General features: G+C 67.0%; 11 protein-coding genes. 5 read left to right on the top strand and 6 right to left on the bottom strand.

All coding sequences use genetic code 11. The annotated features are described in order from the left end of the window. Position 1 precedes the first annotated feature (1 nt). From QZL87_RS08610 to QZL87_RS08595, 4 genes are all read right to left on the bottom strand, one after another. Complete coding sequence (locus QZL87_RS08610) at positions 2–937, bottom strand: DUF808 domain-containing protein (protein WP_295326386.1); 936 nt, start codon at positions 935–937, stop codon at positions 2–4. Positions 938–1,108: 171 nt separating this feature from the next. Next, positions 1,109–2,482: an aspartate aminotransferase family protein gene (locus tag QZL87_RS08605; RefSeq protein ID WP_295326384.1), complete on the bottom strand. Its 1,374-nt coding sequence runs from the start codon at positions 2,480–2,482 to the stop codon at positions 1,109–1,111. A 203-nt stretch (positions 2,483–2,685) separates the two neighbouring features. After that, complete coding sequence (locus QZL87_RS08600; protein ID WP_295326382.1) at positions 2,686–3,426, bottom strand: gamma-glutamyl-gamma-aminobutyrate hydrolase family protein; 741 nt, start codon at positions 3,424–3,426, stop codon at positions 2,686–2,688. 216 nt (positions 3,427–3,642) lie between these two features. Continuing rightward, positions 3,643–4,617, bottom strand: coding sequence for a glucokinase (locus QZL87_RS08595; protein ID WP_295326380.1), 975 nt, complete (start codon positions 4,615–4,617; stop codon positions 3,643–3,645). 146 nt (positions 4,618–4,763) lie between these two features. Here QZL87_RS08595 and QZL87_RS08590 point away from each other — a divergent pair, with 146 nt between their 5' ends. From QZL87_RS08590 to QZL87_RS08570, 5 genes are all read left to right on the top strand, one after another. Beyond that, positions 4,764–5,615 (top strand): class I SAM-dependent methyltransferase, encoded by an 852-nt coding sequence (locus QZL87_RS08590; RefSeq protein WP_295326378.1) that lies wholly within the window; start codon positions 4,764–4,766, stop codon positions 5,613–5,615. A gap of 140 nt (positions 5,616–5,755) precedes the next feature. Then, complete coding sequence (locus tag QZL87_RS08585; RefSeq protein ID WP_295326375.1) at positions 5,756–8,971, top strand: autotransporter outer membrane beta-barrel domain-containing protein; 3,216 nt, start codon at positions 5,756–5,758, stop codon at positions 8,969–8,971. Between the two features lie 78 nt (positions 8,972–9,049). Beyond that, entirely contained in the window at positions 9,050–9,730 is a 681-nt protein-coding gene (locus QZL87_RS08580) for a sigma-70 family RNA polymerase sigma factor (RefSeq protein WP_362989191.1), read from the top strand. Beyond that, the gene (locus QZL87_RS08575; RefSeq protein ID WP_295326373.1) at positions 9,720–10,652 is read left to right on the top strand and encodes a FecR domain-containing protein; all 933 of its coding nucleotides are present in this window, start codon (positions 9,720–9,722) and stop codon (positions 10,650–10,652) included. The genes QZL87_RS08580 and QZL87_RS08575 overlap by 11 nt, the downstream gene beginning before the upstream one ends. Continuing rightward, entirely contained in the window at positions 10,634–13,141 is a 2,508-nt protein-coding gene (locus tag QZL87_RS08570; RefSeq protein ID WP_295326371.1) for a TonB-dependent receptor, read from the top strand. The genes QZL87_RS08575 and QZL87_RS08570 overlap by 19 nt, the downstream gene beginning before the upstream one ends. 145 nt (positions 13,142–13,286) lie before the next feature. Here QZL87_RS08570 and QZL87_RS08565 read toward each other — a convergent pair whose 3' ends face one another. Both QZL87_RS08565 and QZL87_RS08560 read right to left on the bottom strand, forming a co-directional pair. Then, the gene (locus tag QZL87_RS08565) at positions 13,287–14,426 is read right to left on the bottom strand and encodes an acyl-CoA dehydrogenase family protein (RefSeq protein WP_295326369.1); all 1,140 of its coding nucleotides are present in this window, start codon (positions 14,424–14,426) and stop codon (positions 13,287–13,289) included. 112 nt (positions 14,427–14,538) lie between these two features. After that, positions 14,539–15,732: an acyl-CoA dehydrogenase family protein gene (locus tag QZL87_RS08560; protein WP_295326367.1), complete on the bottom strand. Its 1,194-nt coding sequence runs from the start codon at positions 15,730–15,732 to the stop codon at positions 14,539–14,541. Positions 15,733–15,785 lie beyond the last annotated feature (53 nt).

Here is a 15,785-nt window from a genome sequence, read left to right as displayed (position 1 = left end):
CTCAGTGGGCTTTCCTGCCCGGCAGGATGTGCAGCGCGCCGGCGATCAGACCGCCGAGCAGCAGCCCGAAAATTCCCGCGCCGCCCGCGTTGATCAGCCATTCCCACACGCCCGCGCCCGGCAGATTGCCCGCGACCGCATGGGCGAAATCGTGCAGGCCGTGCCCGATATTGCCGATATGATATTCGTCGAGCCCGTGGAGGAAAATCTGGCCGCCGACCCACAGCATCGCCGCGGTGCCGATCGTGGCGAGCGCGGCAAGCAATTTGGGCATGAAAGCCACGAGCCCGCGCCCGATCGCACGGCGCGCGCGGTTCCCTTCCTTCGCCATGTGAAGCCCGATGTCGTCCATCTTCACGATCAGCCCGACGACGCCATAGACCGCGATGGTGATCGCGACGGCGACGACCGCGAGCGTCGCGGCGCGCATCGCGAAATGCTCGTCGAGCACTTCGTTGAGCGCGATCACCATGATCTCGGCCGACAGGATGAAGTCGGTGCGCACAGCGCCCTTCACCATCGCCTCTTCATGATCCTGATCGGCAACGATCGCGGCATCTTCGGCGAGGCTCGTTCTGTCCTTCTGTAGCGAGTGCAGCACCTTTTCGGCGCCCTCGAAGCAGAGATAAGTGCCGCCGACCATCAGCAGCGGCGTGATCGCCCACTGCGCGACCGCCGACAGCAACAGCAGCGCGGGCAGGATGAGCACCAGCTTGTTGAACAGCGATCCCTTGGTGATCCGCCAGATGATCGGCAGCTCGCGGTCGGGGGTGAAGCCGGTGACATAGCGCGGCGTCACCGCGGTATCGTCGACCACCACCCCTGCCGCCTTGACCCCGGCCTTCGACGCCGCGGCGCCGATGTCGTCGATGCTCGCGGCGGCAACCTTGGTGATGGTGGCGACGTCGTCGAGCAGGGCAAAAAGGCCGGAGGGCATAGGGCTTTGGTCTTTCCTCTAAAATATTGTGCCTTGCCCTTATCCGTTCGCCCTGAGCTTGTCGAAGGTCGTTTGCCCCCTTCCGTCATCCCGGCGAAGGCCGGGATCTCGCCGGTGCATCAGGCCGCTAGGGTGAGATCCCGGCCTTCGCCGGGATGACGAATGAAAGGTTCAGAGCGCGCGGAGCTTGGGCATCACCTCATCCAAGGATTTGCGGATGATGGCAACCATCTCGTCGATCTGTTCGGTCGTGATAATCAAGGGCGGGCACATCACGAGGCTGTCACGGATGCCGCGCACCATCAGCCCGTTCGCGATGCACCCGTCGCGCGCGATCGGCCCCGCCGTCCCTTCCGCCCCGCCGAAGCGCGCGCGGCTGTCCTTGTCGGCGACGATCTCGACCGCGCCGAGCAGGCCGACCGAGCGCGTCTCGCCGACGAGCGGATGATCGTTCAGCGTCGCGAGCGCCTTGGCGAGATGCGGGCCGGTGACGCCGCCGGTGCGCTCGACTAGCCCCTCGCGTTCGATGATCTCGATATTCCTGAGCGCGACCGCGGCGCAGACGGGGTGCCCCGAGTAAGTGAAGCCATGGACGAAATCGCCGCCGGTCTTGAGCACCTCGACGATCGGTGCCGCGACCGCCGTCGCCGAGATCGGCAGATAGCCCGACGACAGCCCCTTCGCCATAGGCATCAGGTCGGGGGTAAAGCCCATGGTTTCATGGCCCCACATGCGGCCCGTGCGTCCGAAGCCGCAAATCACTTCGTCGGCGACGACGAGCAGGCCATATTTGCGGGCGACGGCCTCGACCTTGGGCCAATAGCCCTTGGGCGGGATGATCACGCCGCCGGCGCCTTGCACGGGTTCGCCGATGAAGGCGGCGCAATTTTCGGGGCCGACCTCGAGGATCTTGTCCTCGATCGCGGCCACGCAGGCGTCGCAGAAGGCTTCCTCGCTCATCCCCTGCCCTTCGCCGTAGGCATAGGGCTGGCGGACATGCTCGACGCCGGGGATCGGCAGGTCGCCCTGCGCGTGCATCGCCTTCATCCCGCCGAGCGAAACGCCCGCGACGGTCGAACCGTGATAGGCGTTCCAGCGGCTGATGAAGATGGTGCGCTTCGGCTCGCCCTTCAGCTTCCAATAATGGCGCACCATACGGAAGACGGTGTCGTTCGCCTCGCTGCCCGAGGCGTTGAAGAAGATGTGCGGCAGGCGGTTTCCGGTCAGGCTCGCGATCTTTGCCGCGAGCGTCACCGTGGGCGGCGTCGCGGTCTTGAAGAATGTGTTATAGAACGGCAGCTCGCGCATCTGCGCCGCCGCCGCCTCGACCAGTTCCTCGCGGCCATAGCCGACATTGACGCACCAGAGGCCCGCCATCGCGTCGAGGATGCGCTGGCCGTCGCCGTCGGTGATATGGCAGCCCTCGGCATGGGTGATGATGCGGCTGCCGCCGAGCGCCTCGATTTCGGCCCAATCGGCCTGCGCGGGAAGATGGTGCGCGATGTCGAGGCGGCGCAGTTCGGCGATGTCGTGATTGCGGGGCATGTTTCTCTTCCTGAAGTCCCCCTCCCGCTTGCGGGAGGGGCTAGGGGTGGGCACGTGCGAAGCGCGTCCGAGGGACGAGAGGATGGATGTTCGCCTGCGGCTCACCCCACCCCCGGCCCCTCCCGCAAGCGGGAGGGGAGTCCCATGTCAGGGCGAAAAGCTGATCCGCGCGAGGTAGCGGTCGTAGCGGGTGACGCGGCGGTTCATAACTCCCCCCGTAGCGCGCGGCCGAGAAGGTGAAAATAGGTCTGGCTCTGCTCATTGCCGTCGACCGCCCATTCGGGATGCCATTGCACCGCGAGCAGCGGGGCGCCGTTCGGCCGCGTGCTATAGGCTTCGACCAGCCCGTCGGGGGCGCGCGCCTCGACAGACAGACCATCGGCGAGCGCGCCGATGCCCTGATAATGGACCGAATTCACGTCGAGCGAGCGCGCGTCATAGGCGGAGGCGAGCAAGCCGCCTTCGACCAGATCGACCTTGTGATGGTGATCGAACATGCCGTCGAAGCCGACGCCATCGGGCGCATGATGGTGGAGCAGTTCGTCGCTCGCCGACGTGTCGCGCCGCAATGTGCCGCCGAGCGCGACGTTGATTTCCTGAAAGCCCCGGCAGATGCCGAACAGCGGCCGCTGCGCCGCGATCACCGCTTCGACAAGCTCGGTCATCATGCGGTCGCGATCGGGGTCGAACGGCCCCTCGCCTTCGGAGACATCGCCATAGAGCGCGGGTTCGACATTCGACGGCGTGCCGGTGAGCAACACCCCGTCGAGCCGCCCGACGACCTCGGCGGCGCGCATATGGTCGGGAAGCGACGGGATGATGAGCGCCGCACAATCGGCATGGCGCATCGCCGCGGTCGCGTAGCGGTTGACCACCGCCTGCGCGACCTCGGTCCCGATGGTGCGGTTGCAGGCGATAATGCCGAGGACGGGACGTTGCGACATGGCGTTACGCTGCCGTGTTTCGGGGGTGAGCGCCAGCGAAATATATGCCCAGGCTGTGTCGGTTTTGGGGTGGGGAGCGGACGTTGCTTATAACCGTCGCCCCCGCGAAGGCGGGGGCCGCCAGCGGCCTTAATCAGCGGTGCCCACGTAAACCGACAGCGGCCCCCGCCTTCGCGGGGGCGACGGCTGGTTCCGGTCGAAACCGGATAGCATAAGCTACCTCGCGAATTGGCGCGCAAACGCCGCCGCCGCGCCGAACAGGCCGGGCTGCGGGTGGGTGATCAGCTTGACCGGCAGCGCTGCCATGAAGCCTTCGAAGCGGCCTTTTTCGATGAAGCGTTCGGGGAAGCCCGAGCGCACGAGGCTGTCGCGGATGCGCAGGCCGAGCCCGCCCGCGACGACGACGCCGCTCGCTCCCTGCGCCAGCGCGAGGTCGCCCGCGACGCTGCCGAGCGAGAGGCAGAAGCGGTCGACCGCCGCGGCGGCGAGGCTGTCCTCGCGGTCCATCGCCCGGCTCCAGATCGCCTTGTCGTCGAGCGGCGTCACCGCCCGCCCTTCGAGCGCGGCGAGCGTTTCGTAAATATCGACGATCGCCGGGCCCGACACGATCCGCTCGACCGACACGCGGCGGTGGCGCTTGCGCAGCCGCGCGAGGATCGCATCCTCGATGCTGTCGAGCGGCGCGAAATCGATATGCCCGCCCTCGGTCGCCTGCACGCGATACTGGCCGCCGTCGCGCCAGACATGCGCGACGCCGAGCCCGGTGCCGGGGCCGATGATCGTGATCGTCCCGGTCGCGGGCAACGGCTGATCGGGGCCGGCCAGCCGCTCGAAATAGCTTTCGTCGGCCTGCGCGACCGCATGGCCCACCGCCTCGAAGTCATTGACCAATATGTTGCGGTCGACGCCCAGCTTCTCGTTCACCAGCGCCGGGCGAATGATCCATGGATTGTTGGTGAAGCGGATGATGTCGCCGCGCGTCGGCCCGGCGATGGCGATCGCGACCGCACGGGGGAGCGTGCCGCCCTGCTGCCGCTCGAAATCCTGCCACGCGGTCTGAAAGCTCGCATGGTCCCTGGTATGGAGCGTCGTCGCTTCGCCGAGCGAGAGGACGCGCCCGCCCTCCACCTCGGCGATCGCGAAGCGCGCGTGCGTGCCGCCGATGTCGACCGTGACGATCTGTTCGCTCATGGCTCTCCCTTGTCGGCCTGCGTGACCGTTCGACCTCGGCATGTCCGATGGCCGGGGGCGATGCAACAGGGCATAGCTATGCGCGTGCTTGCCTTCACCGTGCAAATCGCCTAGATGAGAATTATTCTCAATAAGGAGGCTCCGCCATGCCCGACGCCTTGCCCGCCCCCACCCACGACTGGAACGGCGACAGCGGCGATCGCTGGGCCGCCAATCTGACGCGGCTCGACCTGATGCTTCAGGATTTCAGCGACGCCGCCATCGCGGCGGCCAATGCGAAGCCGGGCGAGCATATTCTCGACATCGGCTGCGGCTCGGGCACATCGACCTTCGCGCTCGCCCGATGCGTCGAACCCGGCGGCCATGTCCTCGGCGTCGACATATCCGAACAACTCATCGCGATCGCGCGCGCGGCGACGCCCGCCGGGGCGCCGGTCGAGTTCCGCCTGGCCGACGCCGCGACCGCGCGGCTGACCGCGGGGCGCTTCGACCTCCTCTTTTCGCGCTTCGGCGTGATGTTCTTCGACGATCCGGTGGCGGCGTTCGCGCATATGCGCGGGGCGCTGAGGCCCGGCGGACGGCTTGCCTTCGTCTGCTGGCGCGGCGCGGCGGAGAATGACTGGGTGCGGCTGCCGATGTCGGCGATCCGCGACATCGTCGAGGTGCCCGCCGCCGATCCGGACGCGCCCGGCCCCTTTGCCTTCGGCGACAGGGAACGGCTGGCGCGCATCCTCGCGGCGGCGGGATTCACCGCCATCGACATCGCGCCATTCGACACCGCCATCGCCTATGGCCGCGGCGCGACGCGCGAGGAGGCGATCGACGATGCGCTCGACATGGCGTTTCAGGTCGGGCCGCTGTCGCGTGCGCTGGCCGATCAGCCGGAGGATGTCCGCGCCCGCGCCGCCACCGCCGTGCGCGCCGCCTTCGCGAAGCGGCCCGGCGACACCTCGATCCGGATCGACGGCGCCGCGTGGATCGTCACCGCGCGCGGGTAGGCGGGATCCCGGCCTTCGCCGGGATGACGGCAGAGCAGCTTCCGGTCCGAGCACATTTTTTTCCAAGGCCGCGCCGACACCGCTCCGTCTTGTGATTGTCGCCGGGAAGACGTCCCGGCTCCGATCTCAAGAGGAACCCGATGCGCAAGACCTTGCTGGCCTCCACCTGTCTGGCCGCCCTATTTTCGACCGCCGCCCATGCCGAAACGACGATCACCACCGCGACGACGGCGCCGGTGCGTACTTCGACGATCAAGTCGGGCGCGCCCGACGATATCAAGATCACCTCGGCGGGGTCGATCAAGCCGACCGTCACCGGGCCCGCGGTCACGATCGACAGCAATCACAAGGTCGTCAACGAAGGCACGATCGAATTCGCCAATGTCGACGGCGCGACGGGCATCCTCGCGGGCGCCGGCACCTCTGGCGGCATCACGAACGGCGCGACCGGCAAGATCACGATCGGCGAAACCTATACCGCGACCGATATCGACAAGGACGGCGACATCGACGGTGCGTTCGCGATCGGCAGCGATCGCGTCGGCATCGCGACGGCGGGCGCCTTTACCGGCAATATCGTCAACTCCGGGGCGATCGCGATCGAGGGCAATGACTCGGCGGGCATCCGCCTCGGCGGTCCGCTGACCGGCAAGTTCACCAACGACGGGACGATCAGCGTTCTCGGCGATCGCGCGCTCGGCGTCGGCCTGCAGGATGTGACGGGCGATGTCCGCCTCGCGGGCAAGATCACCGCCGTGGGCGTCGATGCGATCGGCGCGCGCCTCGCCGGCGACGTCACCGGTGCTCTTGTCGTCCAGGGCGATCTCACCGCTACCGGCTATCGCGCCACCACGCCGCCCTCGGACCCGTCGAAGCTCGACGCCGACGACCTGTTGATCGGCGGCAACGCGCTTTCGGTCGAGGGTGATGTGACCGGCGGCATCGTCCTCGCCGTCGCGCCCAAGGACGCGAAACCCGACGACAAGGACGAGGACAAGGACGGGATCGAAGACGCCAAGGAAGGCAATGCCGTCGTGCGTTCCTACGGCTCGGCCGCGGCGATCCGCGTCGGTTCGGCCGACCGCGACGTCGCGATCGGCGCGGTTGCCGGAACGGGCACGGGCCTTGGTTTCATCATCGACGGCGCGGTACTCGGCGACGGCCTCTATGCCGGCAAGGACGGTAATGGGATCCAGATCGGCGGTCTCGGCGGCGCGGTGACCATCGCCGGCGGCATCGGCATCGGCGGCACCGGCAGCGTCGCCGCGAAATCGAAAGACAAGGCCGCGACCGCTATCCGCATCGGCAGCGGCGCGACGACCCCCGAAATCCGCAACGCGGGCAAGATCGAGGCGACGAGCGGCGGCAAGGCCGCGGATGCAGTCGCGACGGCGGTACTGATCGAAGCCGGCGGCGATGTTCCGCTGATCCGCAACAGCGGCACGATCGCCGCCAAGACCGGCGGCGACGGCGGCACCGCGCGCGCCATCGTCGACCTGTCGGGCAACGTCGATACGGTCGAGAACAGCGGCGCGATCAGCGCGTCCGGCGCGCTCGCCTCGTCCGACCGCAATATCGCGATCGACCTGTCGGCGAACGGCAATGGCGCGACGGTGAAGCAGACCGCGGTCGCCTCGGGCATCACGGCGCCCAGCATCGCCGGCGACGTCCGCTTCGGCGGCGGCAACGACGTGTTCGACATCGCCGACGGTTCGGTCAAGGGCAACAGCTTCTTCGGCGCCGGCGACAACAAGCTCGCGCTGTCGGGCGATGCGACCTATGAGGGCAACGCGCGCTTCGGCGCCGGCAGCGACACGATGACGCTGGCCGGAACCTCGAAGTTCACCGGGCTCGCCGATTTCGGCGGCGGCGCCGACACGCTGACGATCGGCGGCACTTCGACCTTCGCGGGCACGCTCGCCAATTCGCAGGGTCTCGCGGTTTCGGTGGCCGGCGGCACCTTTGACGTTGGCGGCGCGGCGACGATCTCCTCGCTCGCGGTCACCGAAAAGGGCACGCTCACGGTGATGCTCGACAACGGCGCGACGGGCACGGCACTCCAGGTCACCGGCAATGCCAGCTTCGCCGAGGAATCGAAACTCGCGCTCAAGCTTTCGAGCATCGAGCAGGCCGAGGGTAAGCATGTCGTGCTGACCGCCGGCACGCTGACCGGCGCCGACAAGCTGACCGCGTCGCAGACGCTGCTGCCCTTCCTCTACAAGGGCACGCTGACCTCGAACGCCACGCAGCTGATCGTCGATGTGTCGCGCAAGAGCACGACCGAGCTCGGGCTCAACCGTTCGGAAAGCGGCGCGTTCGACGCGGTGCTCGACGCAGTCGTCGCCGACGAGAAGATCGAGGACGTCTTCCTCGGCATCACCGACGGCGACCAGTTCCGGGGTCAGCTCGGCCAGATGCTCCCCGAGCATGAAGGCGGCGTGTTCGAAACCGTCACCTCGGGCTCGCGCGCCCTGTCGCGCTATCTCCAGGATCCCAACGCGCCGTTCCAGGACGAGGGCAAATGGGGCTATTGGGTCAACCAGGCCGTCTGGGGCACGTCGAAGAGCGTCGGCAACACCGCGAGCTATGACGTCAGCGGCTGGGGCATTTCGCTCGGCGCCGAGATCGAAAGCGACATCGGCAATTTCGGTGGCTCGATCGGCTATCTCAGTGGCAAGGACGGCAACGGCAGCAACGCCAATGAAGTGAGCACGAGCCAGTTCGAAGGCGCGCTGCACTGGCGCCTGCGCTCCGACGGCTTCATGGCGAACGCCCGCGTCTCGGGCGCGCCGATCAGCCTGAAGGGCACGCGCATCTTCCGCGCCGAAAGCGGCGCCGAGGACATCGAAAAGACGATGAAGGGCAAGTGGGACGCGACGCTCTGGTCGGCTTCGGGCTCGCTCGCCTATGACACGCGCGTCGGCGGCCTCACGCTCCGCCCGATGGTCGCCGTCGACTATTTCAAGCTGAAAGAGGACGGCTATCAGGAAACCGGCGGTGGCGACGCGCTCGACCTCACCGTCCTGAGCCGCGACAGCGACGAACTCGCGGTGTCGGGCACGATGACGCTCGGCCTCGAGTTCGGCGGCGCCGACGAATATGACGGCTGGACGCGCTTCGAACTCGAAGGCGGCCGCCGCGAGATCGTCAGCGGCGCGCTGGGCGCGACGACGGCGTCGTTCAAGGACGGCACGCCATTCACCCTGGTTCCGGATGATCGCACGAGCGGCTGGGTCGGCCGTTTCCGCGGCATCGCCGGCAATTCGGCCTTTCAGGTCGCCGGCGAAGTGTCCGCGGAAGAACAGCAAAGCCATGTCGGCTGGGCTTTCCGTGCGAGCTTGCGGGTCGGTCTCTAGCCCCCCGGGGCCGACCCCGCCCGCAAGGGGGAAGCACTACCCCTACCCATGCTTCCCCCTTGCCTAGGGCATGAACGAATGAAGAAGACGATGCTTGCACTGTCCATCCCCGCTTTCCCGGCACCGCGGTTGCGCGGTGGAGCCTGGACGCTATATGACGGCGTCATCAGGGGGACGTATGGCGCAGGGCGAAGCGGCGCTGACCGACGGAAGATGGCGTTCCAAAGCAAGCAATCCATGACCCATACGCGTGATCGATCCGACGCCGCCCAGGGCATTGAAGGCGTGTTGCTCGCCAACCGCGACCGTATCGTGCGCTTCCTCGAGGTACGCGGCGCGGGCGACGGCGCCGAGGATCTGTTTCAGGACCTGTGGATGCGCTTGACCGACCGGCCCATGGGGCCGATTGCCGACCCCCTGCCCTATGTCATGCGCGCCGCGAACAATCTCATGCTCGACCGCTACCGCTCGGCGCGCCAGCGCGAGCTCCGCGACAAGGCATGGGGCGAAGCATCGGCGACGCAAAGTCCGTCGAGCGAAAGCGCGCTGATTTCGCGCGAACAGCTCGCGCTCGTCGAAAGCGCGATTGCGGCGACGGGGGAGCGCCCGGCCCGGATTTTCAGACGTTTCCGCGTCGACGGCATCCATCAACGCGATATTGCCAGTGAAATGGGGGTCAGCCTGAGCACCGTCGAAGCCGATCTGCGCAAGGTTTATGCGAAGCTCGCCGAAATCCGGAGGCAGTTCGATGCAGGTTGAACGGGCGGACGCCGAAGCGCGCGCGATCGACTGGCTGGTCCGCCAGCGCGATCCCGGCTTCTCCGACTGGGACGGCTTTGCCGATTGGCTCACCGAAGACGACACGCACGCCGCGATTTACGACGCGGTCGCGAGCCTCGATCGCGACCTCGATGCGCTGCCGCCTTCGCCCGCGCCGTCGGTGGTGATGATCCCCGACGCCCCGCGCCGACCTTCGCGGCGCGCCTGGTTCGGCGGTGCCATGGCGGCTGCGATCGTGGGGGTGGTCAGCATCTCGGGGCTTGGCCTGCTCGGTGGCGGCGACCGGATCGAGACCCTTGCGGGCGAACATCGCACCGTCACCCTCGCCGACGGGTCGAAGATCGAGATCAACGGCGCTTCGGTGGTCGAGATCGACGCGGATCGTCCGCGCTTTGCCCGGCTGGAAGCGGGCGAGGCGATGTTCCATGTCGTCCACCGCGATAACGATCCCTTTGTGGTCGAGACGGGCGGCGCCAAGATCGTCGATCTCGGCACGGCGTTCAACGTCGTGCGCCGCGACCGCCAGACCAGCGTTGCCGTGTCCGAAGGCATCGTCCTCTACAACCCCGACCGCGACAATGTTCGGCTGGTCGCCGGCAAGGGCATCGAAGCGCGCGACGGCGACAGCACGCCGCCGGTGGTGCGGGATGTTGACGTCGCGAACGTCGGCGGCTGGCGCAGCGGTTTGCTCGTCTATAACGGCACCCCGCTCGCCGTGGTTGCCGAGGATCTGAAGCGCACCGCCGGGATGCAGGTGCGCATCGCGCCAGAGGCGACCGACCTGTCGTTCCGCGGCGCGCTGATCATCGACAAGAATCGCGACCGCACGATCGCCGACCTCGCCGCATTGTCGGGGACGAAGGCCGCGCGGCAAGGCGATGGATGGATATTGACCCGCTGACCATGCACCCGCGCCTCTCCCTTGCCGTAGCAGCGATAGCGCTGTGCCTGCCCGCGCAGGTTCAGGCGGGGGAGGAACGCGCGTTCGACGTGCCGAAGGGCAGCCTGTCGGCCGCTCTCCCGCTGATCAGCCGGCAGGCGGGCGTCAGCATCAGCGTCGCCGATGCGAAACTGTGGAAAGCGCGCGTCAAACCCGTGCGCGGGCGGATGAGCGTCGAACAGGCGATCCGGCGCCTGCTCGACGGCTCCGACGCGCGCGCGGTCCGGGTCAGCGCGACGAGCTGGCGCATCGAACGGCGCCCCGCCCGCGTCGCGAAGGCGGCCGCTGCGCCGCGACCGGTGCCGCAGCCGCGGGCGCGCGAGCCGGCGAACGACATGATCGCGGCGCCGCGGGACGAGATCATCGTCACCGCGTCGAAAACCGACCTACCCCATTCGCACTTCGCGGGCGTCGTCACCCGATTGGATGGCGACGATCTGGCGTTCGGCGGCGAACGCGGGATGGATTCGATCCTGTCGCGCACCGCCAATGTTTCCTCGACCCATCTGGGTTCGGGCCGCAACAAGCTGTTCATCCGCGGCATCGCCGATTCGAGCTTCACCGGCCCGACGCAGTCGACCGTCGGCCAATATTTCGGCGACATCCGCCTCAGCTACAACGCGCCGGACCCCGACCTGCGCCTCTACGACATCGACAATGTCGAAATCCTCGAAGGGCCGCAGGGCACGCTCTATGGCGCGGGCTCGCTCGGCGGCATCATCCACGTCGTGCCGAAAGCGCCCGATCCGCGCGCAATGACCATCCAGGCGATCGCGGGCCTGTCGGTCACCCAGCATGGCGACCCCGGCGGCGACATCGCCGCGATCGCCAACCTGCCCGTCGGCGAGGACGGCCATGCGCTGCGCCTCGTCGGCTATATGCTCACCGACGGCGGCTATATCGACAATCCGCTGCGCGGACAGAATGACGTCAACCGCGTACATGTCCGCGGCGGAAGGGGCACCTTCCGCTTTGAGGCCGGCGATGGCTGGACGGTCGATTTCGGCGGCATCTACCAGGCGATCACCTCCGACGATGCGCAATATGCCGACAAGGATGCGCCGCCGCTGACCCGTGCCTCGATGGTCGAGCAGAATGCGAGCGCGCGTTACGGCATGGGCACGATCGTCGTGATGAAGGATTGGGGCGATCTTTATTTCCAGTCGTCGAACGCCTTCATCGACCATCGCCTGTTCGAGCGGTTCGACGCGAGCCTGCCCGAAGCCCGGCGCGGCGAAGGAGCGGATGCGGGGGCCGCCATGGGCGCGGTCGATGTCGAACGCCTGTTCGCCCCGGTCGAGGTCACCCCCATGGCCGATGTCCCGCGCGTGCTCGACCAGCATAACGACACGCGCATGTTCGTCAGCGAGAACCGGCTGTCGCGGCCCTATCACGACGGGCTCGGCTGGGTGGTCGGCGCGAGCTTCATCCACAACCGCGCGCGGCAGGACCGCGAATATGCCTATGGTTCGCTGCGCGCGGTCCTGCCCGGCGTCACCAACCGGATCACCGAAGTCACCGGCTATGCCGAAGCGACGGTCGAAATCATGCCCAACCTGATCGCTTCGGGCGGCCTGCGCCTGTCGCATGCGCGGCTGGGCGGCCAGGCCGAGGGCGTATCCTTCGCGCTGGCGGAAGCGAACCGCGCGACGACCGCGTCGCGCAACGAAACCGACCTGCTGCCGTCGCTTTCGCTGCTCGCGACCCCGCTCGACAATGTCCGGCTCTATGCGCGCTATCAGGAAGGTTTCCGTCCCGGCGGGCTTGCCGTCGACGGCAGCTTCGTGCGGCGCTTCCTCAACGACAAGGTCCGCACCTGGGAGGCCGGGATGCGTTTCGGTGACCGCGGCCGAAGCCTGCTCGACGCCAGCCTTTCGATCTCGCACAGCCGCTGGCGCAACATCCAGGCGGACTTCATCGACAGCAGCGGCTTTCCGACCACCGCCAATATCGGCAACGGGCGCATCACCAGCCTGTCGGGCGCGGTCGCGATGCGGCCGACCGCCGCGCTGACCTTCGAGCTCGGCGCGGTCTATAACCACAGCCGCGTCGACGACCTGTCGCCGCAGATCCTGCCGGTGTTCGCCGCGGCGCCGGCGCGGCTCGGCCGGATCCCTAATGTCGCGAGCCACGCGGTGCGCGGGTCGATCAACTATGCGACGATGATCGGCAGCGAGGATTTCCGCGTGAACGGCTGGGCAAATTATGTCGGGCCGTCGCGGCTCGGCATCGGGCCGGTGCTGGGCGAAAGCCAGGGCGATTATGTCGATACGGGGCTCGCGATGCGGGTCGGCAACGATCGGCGCGGGCTGTCGCTGACGCTGACCAATTTGTTCGATTCGCGCGGCAATCGCTTTTCGCTGGGAACGCCGTTCCTCGAAGGCAATGAGGGTTTTCTCACACCGCTGCGCCCGCGCACGCTACGGATCGCGGTGGATGTGGCTTATTGAGCGCGAGATCCTCCCTGTGCCGCAGGCATGGGGAGGTGGCAGCCCGAAGGGCTGACGGAGGGGCCATGACGCACCGTAGCTGCCCCTCCACCACCCGCTTCGCGGGCGGTCCCCCTCCCCATCGCTACGCGACAGGGAGGATCAATCAATCCGCCAGCACGATCCGCTCATAGCGGTCCATATGGAAATCGGCGCTGCCGAACTGGCCCTCGATCATCGTCGCGCGCTTGAAATAATGGCCGATCGCCAGTTCCTGCGTGATGCCGATGCCGCCGTGGGTCTGGATCGCGTTCTGGCCGACGAACTTGGCGCCGCGCGCGACCTTGTTCTTCGCCGCCGACACCGCCGCCATGCGCTCGTTCGCGGGCAGGCCGAGCTTCAGCGTCGCCATGATCGTCATCGAGCGGGCCTGTTCGACTTCCATGAACATGTCGACCATGCGGTGCTGGAGGACCTGGAACTTCGCGATCGGCACCCCGAACTGCTTGCGCTGCTGCGTATATTCGAGCGTGCCTTCGTGCAGCTTCTGCATCACGCCGGTCGCTTCGGCGCAGACGGCCACGGTGGCTTCGTCGACGATCTGCTCGATCAGCGGCAGCGCCGCGCCCTCGCCGCCCAGCAGCGCGTCGCCGGGGATCGCGACATTTTCGAAATAGATTTCCGACGCGCGGCTGCCGTCGACGGTCGGATAGTCGCGGCGGACGATGCCGGGCAAAGCGGCGTCGATCAGGAACAGCGAGACGCCGTCCTTGTCCCGCTGACCGCCGCCGGTGCGCGCGGTGACGAGCAGGTGCGTCGCCCAGGGCGCGGCGTAGACGACGCCCTTGTGGCCGTTCAGCACATAGCCCGCGCCGTCCTTTTTCGCGTTGGTGCGGAGGTTGGCGAGGTCGTAGCGGCCCTGCGGCTCGGCATAGGCGAAAGCGACGATCGCATTGCCCGCGATGATCTCGGGAATCATCGCATCGGCCTGCGCGCCGCCGACGGCCTTGAGCGCGCCGCCCGCGATGACGACGGTCGGAAGATAAGGCTCGATCCCGATGACCTGGCCGAGTTCTTCCATCACGATCGCATTTTCGAGCGCGCCGCCGCCGAGGCCGCCATGCTCCTCCGCAAAGGGCGCGCCGAGCATGCCGAGTTCCTGCGCGAGCGCGGTCCAGATCGCGGGATCGCGGCCGCTGTCCGAGTTGATGAACTTCTGGCGCGTCTCGAAGTCATAGGTGTCGCTCAGAAATCGGGCGAGCGTGTCGCGGATCATGTCCTGCGTTTCGGTGTAGGTGAAATCCATTTATCGTTATCCTCGATTTCGACGTCATCCCGGCGAAGGCCGGGATCTCGACCTCTCGCCATGACGCGGCGGCGCAATCCCGGCCTTCGCCGGGATGACGTCCATTATGTGGTCAAAGGCCGAGCACCATCTTCGCGATGATGTTGCGCTGGATCTCGTTCGATCCGCCATAGATGGTCGTCTTGCGCATGTTGAAATAGGTCGGCGCGGCGCGGTGCGCATAATCGGGCCCGATCGGATGCTCGTTGTCGCCCTCTCCGAACCCGCGGAAATAAGGCGCGCCATAATGGCCGACGGCTTCGAGTGTCAGTTCGGTGAGGCGCTGCTGGATTTCCGAGCCCTTGATCTTGAGCAGGCTCGATTCCGGCCCCGGTCCCTTGCCCGCATTGGCGCCGGCGAGGCTGCGGAGTTCGGTGAATTCGAGCGCGGTGAGATCGACTTCGAGCTCGGCGACCTTGCGCTTGAAGAAGGGATTCTGGAGCAGCGGCTTTTCGCCATCGAGTTCGGTGCGGGCGATGTCTTTCACCTTCTCGATCCCGCGCTTCGACGCCGCGACGCCGGCGATGCCGGTGCGTTCGTGCGCGAGCAGGAATTTGGCGCAGGTCCAGCCCTTATTCTCCTCATAGACGCGCTGCGACACCGGCACGCGGACGTCCTCGAGCCACACTTCGTTGACTTCATGCTCGCCGCCGAGCGTGATGATCGGGCGCACCGTGATGCCGGGCGACTTCATGTCGATGAGGAGGAAGCTGATGCCCTCCTGCTGCTTGGCGTCCTTGTCGGTACGAACGAGGAAGAAGCCCCAGTCGGCGTGCTGCGCGAGCGTCGTCCAGGTCTTTTGCCCGTTGACGATATAATCGTCGCCGTCGCGGACGGCCGTCGTGCGCAGCGAGGCAAGGTCCGAGCCGGAGCCGGGCTCCGAATAGCCCTGGCACCACCAATCCTCGCCCGACAGGATGCGCGGCAGGAAATGCGCCTTCTGCTCCGGGGTACCGAAGGTGTAGATGACGGGGCCGACCATCGCGAGGCCGAAGGGCATCAGGCGGATGCAATCGGCGCGCGCGGTCTCCTCCGACCAGATGAAACGCTGCGTCGGCGTCCAGCCGGTGCCGCCATATTCGACCGGCCAGGCGGGCGCGATCCAGCCCTTCTTGTAAAGAATTTTGTGCCAGGCGAGGAAATCCTCCTTGGACAATTCTTCGCCCTCGTCCTGCTTGCCGCGGAGTTCCGCGGGGTAATTTTCGGCGATGAATTGGCGCACTTCCTGCTGGAAGGCCAAATCCTCGGGGCTGAATTCCATGTCCATCACGAATCTCCCATTGGGCACTGGCGCCCTTATAATGGGCGCTCACCTTTACG

Origin of the sequence: uncultured Sphingopyxis sp., assembly GCF_900078365.1 — a bacterium.
Classification (GTDB): domain Bacteria; phylum Pseudomonadota; class Alphaproteobacteria; order Sphingomonadales; family Sphingomonadaceae; genus Sphingopyxis.
Note: the sequence above shows the minus strand (reverse complement) of the source record. Positions and strands in the feature narration are given on the sequence as shown.